This is a genomic window from Salinivibrio socompensis S35, from assembly GCF_000513715.1.
Taxonomy (GTDB): domain Bacteria; phylum Pseudomonadota; class Gammaproteobacteria; order Enterobacterales; family Vibrionaceae; genus Salinivibrio; species Salinivibrio socompensis.
Genome location: NZ_AQOD01000010.1, coordinates 21,647 through 28,486 on the forward strand (window position 1 = coordinate 21,647; position 6,840 = coordinate 28,486).

A 6,840-nucleotide genomic window follows, 5' to 3' on the forward strand; every position below is an offset into this window, starting at 1 on the left:
GAATTGGAGCATGCAACTTAATTCCACGGAAATTAGCGATCTGATCAAACAACGCATTGAAAAATTTGACGTTGTGAGTGAAGCGCGTAACGAAGGTACCATCGTGTCAGTCAGCGACGGTATCATTCGTATCCATGGCCTTGCAGATGCGATGCAAGGGGAAATGATTGAACTGCCTGGTAACCGCTATGCACTAGCATTGAACCTTGAGCGTGACTCAGTGGGCGCGGTTGTCATGGGTCCGTATTCGGACCTGCAAGAAGGCATGAAAGTGACCGGTACTGGCCGTATTCTTGAAGTGCCAACAGGACCTGAGCTTTTAGGTCGTGTGGTGAACACCTTGGGTGAGCCCATCGACGGTAAAGGGCCAATCGAAACAGAAACCACTTCGCCTGTCGAAGTGATTGCACCAGGTGTTATCGCTCGTCAATCGGTCGATCAGCCTGTTCAGACCGGCTATAAAGCGGTTGACTCGATGATCCCTATCGGTCGTGGCCAGCGTGAGCTGATCATCGGTGACCGTCAAACCGGTAAAACCGCGTTGGCGATCGATGCGATCATTAACCAGAAAAACTCTGGTATCTACGCTATCTACGTCGCGATCGGTCAGAAAGCATCGACCATTGCGAACGTGGTTCGTAAGCTAGAAGAGCATGATGCACTGAAAAACACCATTGTCGTCGTGGCATCAGCCTCTGAAGCGGCTGCCCTGCAATACCTGGCACCTTATGCAGGTTGTGCGATGGGTGAGTACTTCCGTGACCGCGGTGAAGATGCACTGATTGTCTATGATGACTTGTCGAAACAAGCGGTTGCTTATCGTCAGATTTCATTGCTACTGCGTCGTCCACCAGGCCGTGAAGCTTCCCAGGTGATGTTTTCTACTTGCACTCTCGTCTTCTTGAGCGTGCTGCACGAGTGAATGCACACTATGTTGAAGAGTTTACTAATGGTGAAGTGAAAGGCAAAACCGGTTCATTAACCGCCCTGCCTATTATCGAAACCCAAGCCGGTGACGTGTCTGCATTCGTACCGACTAACGTTATCTCGATCACAGACGGTCAGATCTTCCTGCAAACCGAGCTATTCAACGCCGGTATTCGTCCAGCGGTTGACCCAGGGATCTCGGTCTCTCGTGTGGGTGGTTCTGCGCAAACCAAGATCATGAAAAAACTGTCAGGCGGTATTCGTACAGCTTGGCACAATATCGTGAGCTTGCTGCCTTTGCCCAGTTCTCATCGGATTTGGATGACGCCACCAAGAAGCAATTGGATCACGGTCAGAAAGTGACCGAGCTGATGAAGCAGATGCAATATGCGCCAATGTCTGTCTTTGAGCAGGCAATGGTTATCTTTGCGGCTGAAAAAGGCTACTTGGAAGACGTCGAACTGAACAAGATCGGTGACTTTGAGCGTTCTCTACTCGCCTTTGCGAAGGCGCAGTATGCCGACCTGGCTGCTCAGATTGATGAGTCTGGTGCCTACAACGATGACGTTGAAGCACAGTTGAGAAAGCTGCTGGACGACTTCAAAGCGACCCAGACTTGGTAACATTGTAGGTGACCACTTAGGTGGTCACCCACTAACGGAGAGTAACTATGGCCGGCGCAAAAGAGATTCGTACTAAGATCGGAAGTGTGAAAAACACACAGAAGATCACTAAAGCGATGGAAATGGTGGCAGCCTCCAAAATGCGTAAAACGCAAGAAGCCATGGAGTCGTCACGTCCATATGCTGTCACTATGCGCAAAGTGATCGGTCATCTTGCACTGGGTAACTTGGAGTACCGTCATCCTTACTTGGAAGAGCGGGAAGCCAAGCGCGTTGGTTACATCATCATTTCTACTGACCGCGGATTGTGTGGTGGCCTGAACATTAATTTGTTCAAAAGTGTCACCAAAGATATGGAAAGCTGGAGCCAAAAAGGTGCCGAGATCGATATGGCATTGGTTGGGGCAAAAGCGACCGCTTTCTTTAACAATCACGGCGGAAATGTAGTCGCACAGGACCTCCGGTTTGGGGGACTACCCCAGTACTGGAAGACCTGATCGGTACGGTCGGGGTGATGCTGAAAAAATATAATGAAGGTGAGCTGGACCGCTTATATGTTGTTTTCAATAAATTTGAGAACACCATGGTGCAGACCCCAGTGATCGATCAATTGCTGCCTTTGCCAAAGTCAGACGACGAGGATATGCAGAGTAGCCACGCTTGGGATTATATCTATGAGCCTGAGCCCAAACCCTTGCTCGATACCTTATTGGTTCGCTATGCCGAGTCACAAGTGTATCAAGGTGTGGTGGAGAACCTCGCCAGTGAGCAAGCGGCGCGTATGGTGGCGATGAAAGCTGCGACCGACAATGCAGGCGATCTGATTGATGATCTGCAGTTGGTGTATAACAAAGCCCGTCAGGCTGCGATCACCCAAGAGTTGTCAGAGATTGTTTCTGGCGCAAGTGCGGTGTAAAGGCAAGGGTTAACGAACTAGTTTAGAGGAATAACGATGGCTACAGGTAAGATCGTTCAGATCATCGGTGCGGTAGTCGACGTAGAGTTTCCACAAGACGCAGTGCCGAAGGTATATGATGCGTTGAATGTGAAACGTGAAGGCGAGCGTCTGGTGCTGGAAGTTCAGCAGCAGCTAGGTGGTGGCGTAATTCGTGCTATCGCTATGGGCTCATCTGATGGTCTACGTCGTGGAATCGAAGTAGAAAACTCAGGGGCAGCAATCCAAGTCCCTGTGGGTGAAGCAACCTTGGGACGTATCGTCAACGTTCTGGGTGATGCCATTGATGAGCGTGGCGATCTCGGTGAGAAAGAGCGTTACTCGATTCACCGTGAAGCGCCAAGCTACGAAGAACAATCGAACTCTACTGAGCTTTTGGAAACCGGTGTTAAGGTTATCGACCTTATCTGCCCGTTTGCGAAAGGCGGTAAAATCGGTCTGTTCGGTGGTGCGGGTGTAGGTAAAACCGTCAACATGATGGAGCTTATCAACAACATCGCATTACAACACTCAGGTCTATCTGTTTTCGCAGGTGTTGGTGAGCGTACTCGTGAGGGTAACGACTTCTACTTCGAAATGCAGGAAGCCGGTGTTGTCAACATCGAGAAGCCGGAAGAGTCAAAAGTGGCCATGGTGTATGGTCAGATGAACGAGCCACCAGGTAACCGCCTGCGTGTGGCACTGACCGGTCTAACCATGGCGGAAAAATTCCGTGATGATGGCCGTGACGTCCTGTTGTTTATCGATAATATCTATCGCTATACCCTTGCGGGTACCGAGGTATCTGCCCTGTTGGGTCGTATGCCATCAGCGGTAGGTTATCAGCCAACGCTGGCTGAAGAAATGGGTGTATTGCAAGAGCGCATTACGTCAACCCGTACTGGTTCGATTACCTCCGTACAGGCGGTTTACGTACCTGCGGATGACTTGACTGACCCGTCACCGGCGACCACCTTTGCCCACTTGGATGCAACGGTTGTATTGTCACGTAACATCGCGTCTATGGGTATGTACCCAGCGATCGACCCATTGGATTCAACATCACGTATGTTGGACCCATTGGTGGTTGGTCAAGACCACTACGATATCGCGCGTGGCGTACAGACTGTCCTTCAGCGCTATAAAGAGCTGAAAGACATTATCGCTATTCTGGGTATGGATGAGCTGTCTGAAGAAGATAAACTGACGGTTGCGCGTGCACGTAAGATTGAGCGTTTCTTGACTCAGCCTTACCACGTTGCCGAAGTCTTCACCGGCCAACCAGGTGTTTATGTTTCGCTGAAAGACACGATTGCAAGCTTCAAAGGCCTGCTAAGTGGCGAGTACGATGATATCCCAGAGCAGGCATTCCTGTACTGCGGTAGCATCGACGAAGTACTCGAAAAAGCGAAAAACCTGTAAAGCTTGAGTAGGAGGCGATATGGCAGCGATAACCTTCCATCTGGATGTGGTCAGTGCAGAGCGACAATTGTTCTCTGGCCGTGCTGAACATATTCAGGTGACCGGTAGCGAAGGTGAACTGGGTATTCACGCAGGACACACACCGCTGCTGACCGCTATCACGCCGGGCATGGTGCGTATCGTCAAGCAAGGCGGTAGCGAAGAGATTATTTATCTTTCTGGCGGCACGCTTGAAGTGCAACCTAGTACAGTCACTGTACTGGCTGACACGGCAATTCGTGGTGAAGAGCTAGACCAAGCCAAGGCAGAAGAAGCGAAGCGTCGCGCTGAGGATAAAATCCACAATCAGCATAAAGACGTCGACTTTGCTCAAGCGGCCAGTGACCTGGCTAAAGCGGTTGCGAAGCTTCGAGTGATCGAGCTGACCAAACACAGACGTTAATCAGTCACTTAACGGTAAAAAGACAAGCGACGCTTCGGCGTTCGCTTTTTTTATGTGTCGCGCGACGTGATATCTCCTAGGTGCGTCTTGCCACCAAAAAGCGTTACACTGAGTCTCATTATTTATTCAAACCAACCCTCATCACGGAAAGACTATGCAATACAGTGCGGTTATTCTCGCGGCCGGTAAGGGCACGCGCATGTATTCTCAAACTCCTAAAGTGCTTCATACATTGGCCGGTAAGCCAATGGTTGAACACGTGATTGATACGTGTCACGGCCTCGGTGCCTCACAAATCCATTTGGTTTATGGCCATGGTGGCGACACCATGCAGCGCGTTTTAGCTCACTCTCCGGTAAACTGGTGCTTGCAAGCTGAACAACTCGGGACCGGCCATGCGGTGCGACAAGCCGCGCCATATTTTGCGGATAATGAGCAAGTCTTGGTGCTCTATGGCGATGTGCCGTTAATTTCAGAGCAAACCTTAACGCGTTTGTTAGAGGGTCAGCCTGAGGGCGGGATTGGATTGTTAACCGTGCATCAGAACGATCCAACCGGTTATGGCCGTATTGTGCGGGAAAACGGTGACGTGGTGGCGATTGTCGAGCAAAAAGATGCCACTGATAGTCAGCTTGCGATCACCGAAATCAATACCGGTGTGCTGGTAGCAACAGGATGCGACCTTCGCCATTGGTTATCGCAGCTAGACAACCATAATGCCCAAGGCGAGTTTTACCTCACCGACGTGATTGCGCTGGCGTATCAACAAGGCCGTGCTATTCAAGCGGTTCACCCTGTGAATGCGGTAGAAGTCGAAGGCGTGAATAACCGTCTACAGCTCTCACGTCTTGAACGTGAATATCAAAAAATGCAGGCCGAGCAACTGTTGCTGAGCGGGGTCATGCTCACCGATCCGGCCCGTTTTGACTTACGCGGTCAGTTGCAATGTGGCCGTGATGTCACCATTGACGCCAATGTCATCATCGAGGCACTGTCACTTTGGGCGATAACGTGGTCATTGGTGCAGGCAGTGTGCTGATTGATTGCGAAATTGATGACAATACCTTGATTCGCCCCTATAGCGTAGTGGAAGGCGCCAGTGTCGGGGAAGCTTGTACCGTCGGCCCATTCACCCGTTTGCGTCCTGGCGCTGAAATGGCGCGTGATGCGCATGTGGGTAACTTTGTGGAAATGAAAAAATCTCGTTTGGGCGAAGGCTCGAAAGCCAACCACCTGACCTATCTTGGTGATACCGAAGTGGGGCGCGGCGTGAATATCGGTGCCGGGGTGATCACCTGTAATTATGACGGTGCTAATAAATATAAAACCGTGATTAAAGATAATGCCTTTATTGGCTCGGATTCTCAGCTGGTGGCCCCAGTGGTTATTGGTGAAGGCGTCACTGTCGGAGCAGGCAGTACTATCAGTAAAGACGTCGCGGATGGTCAACTCGTCATCACTCGCGCGAAACCAAGGACAATTGAGGCTTGGCAACGGCCGAAAAAAAAGTAGAATACTGACTATTGAGCGCGCACATGCGGCTTTTAGCTTGATAGGCCAAAAGTTGTGCGGTTGGTAAAATCAGGTGTTGACTCCCGATAAAAACCAGCCTATTATGCGCGCCTCAGTTGGGGTATCGCCAAGCGGTAAGGCAACGGGTTTTGATCTCGTCATTCCCAGGTTCGAATCCTGGTACCCCAGCCAACGCGTCCGTAGCTCAGCTGGATAGAGTACCTGGCTACGAACCAGGCGGTCGGAGGTTCGAATCCTCCCGGACGCGCCATCTTTCTTCAACTACCATGAAGTAAGATGAACAACTTGGAAAGCGGAAGTGGCGGAATTGGTAGACGCACCAGATTTAGGTTCTGGCGCCGCAAGGTGTGAGAGTTCAAGTCTCTCCTTCCGCACCATTTATTAAAGACATGTGGCTGTTGAGCGGCATGGAAAATTGGGGTATCGCCAAGCGGTAAGGCAACGGGTTTTGATCTCGTCATTCCCAGGTTCGAATCCTGGTACCCCAGCCACTTTAGGTTGGCTACGTAGCTCAGTTGGTTAGAGCACATCACTCATAATGATGGGGTCACAGGTTCGAATCCCGTCGTAGCCACCATTATCCGATTTATTGCTAACGCAGTGAATCACACCGATTTGCGGCGGTGGCGGAATTGGTAGACGCGCTAGCTTCAGGTGCTAGTGTCCGAAAGGACGTGAGGGTTCAAGTCCCTCCCCCCGCACCAAGACAATTGATATTCGGCCCGCCCGCCGTCCTATCATAAGAATTTGCGGAAGTGGCGGAATTGGTAGACGCACCAGATTTAGGTTCTGGAGGGTGTTCAATATTCTGTGTCAGCTAAAAATCATAGCGCGATGTGATCATCCAGTCGACCCTCAAAATGGATTGCCAACTGCGACAGTGTGAGGTTCCAATTCTGCACCGGATGTGTCCATCGCTCAGACGCTTTTAGTATCCCTGCATACAATAATTTCAGCAA

General features: G+C 50.7%; 2 protein-coding genes, 6 tRNA genes and 4 pseudogenes. 11 read left to right on the forward strand and 1 reads right to left on the reverse strand.

Annotation, left to right across the window (positions count from 1 at the left end; all coding sequences use genetic code 11):
* Window positions 1-10 precede the first annotated feature (10 nt).
* The 11 genes and pseudogenes from atpA to DZ54_RS0101550 all read left to right on the forward strand — a co-directional run bounded on the left by atpA (window position 11) and on the right by DZ54_RS0101550 (window position 6,585).
* Window positions 11-1,550 (forward strand): annotated as a pseudogene (atpA, locus tag DZ54_RS18040) (F0F1 ATP synthase subunit alpha).
* 47 nt (window positions 1,551-1,597) lie between these two features.
* Window positions 1,598-2,466, forward strand: a pseudogene (gene atpG / locus DZ54_RS18045) (F0F1 ATP synthase subunit gamma).
* Between the two features lie 36 nt (window positions 2,467-2,502).
* On the forward strand, window positions 2,503-3,906 hold the full coding sequence (gene atpD / locus DZ54_RS0101510; protein ID WP_025672874.1) for a F0F1 ATP synthase subunit beta: 1,404 nt from the start codon (window positions 2,503-2,505) through the stop codon (window positions 3,904-3,906).
* A 19-nt stretch (window positions 3,907-3,925) separates the two neighbouring features.
* Window positions 3,926-4,348 (forward strand): F0F1 ATP synthase subunit epsilon, encoded by a 423-nt coding sequence (locus DZ54_RS0101515; protein ID WP_025672875.1) that lies wholly within the window; start codon window positions 3,926-3,928, stop codon window positions 4,346-4,348.
* 154 nt (window positions 4,349-4,502) lie between these two features.
* A pseudogene (gene glmU, locus DZ54_RS18050) lies at window positions 4,503-5,860 on the forward strand (bifunctional UDP-N-acetylglucosamine diphosphorylase/glucosamine-1-phosphate N-acetyltransferase GlmU).
* 117 nt (window positions 5,861-5,977) lie between these two features.
* Window positions 5,978-6,052, forward strand: a tRNA-Gln gene (locus tag DZ54_RS0101525).
* 2 nt (window positions 6,053-6,054) lie between these two features.
* Window positions 6,055-6,131, forward strand: a tRNA-Arg gene (locus DZ54_RS0101530).
* Window positions 6,132-6,173: 42 nt separating this feature from the next.
* Window positions 6,174-6,258 (forward strand) — tRNA-Leu (locus DZ54_RS0101535).
* 39 nt (window positions 6,259-6,297) lie between these two features.
* Window positions 6,298-6,372 (forward strand) — tRNA-Gln (locus tag DZ54_RS0101540).
* A 9-nt stretch (window positions 6,373-6,381) separates the two neighbouring features.
* Window positions 6,382-6,458: transfer RNA gene (locus DZ54_RS0101545), tRNA-Met, on the forward strand.
* 40 nt (window positions 6,459-6,498) lie between these two features.
* Window positions 6,499-6,585 (forward strand) — tRNA-Leu (locus DZ54_RS0101550).
* Window positions 6,586-6,705: 120 nt separating this feature from the next.
* Here the strand turns inward: DZ54_RS0101550 and DZ54_RS24620 are convergent.
* Window positions 6,706-6,840: pseudogene (locus DZ54_RS24620) on the reverse strand (IS256 family transposase); the annotation flags it as partial.

Coding starts and splice junctions, on each gene's coding strand:
- atpD (WP_025672874.1), top strand. CDS start 2,503: ATGGCTACAGGTAAGATCGTTCAGATCATCGGTGCGGTAGTCGACGTA.
- DZ54_RS0101515 (WP_025672875.1), top strand. CDS start 3,926: ATGGCAGCGATAACCTTCCATCTGGATGTGGTCAGTGCAGAGCGACAA.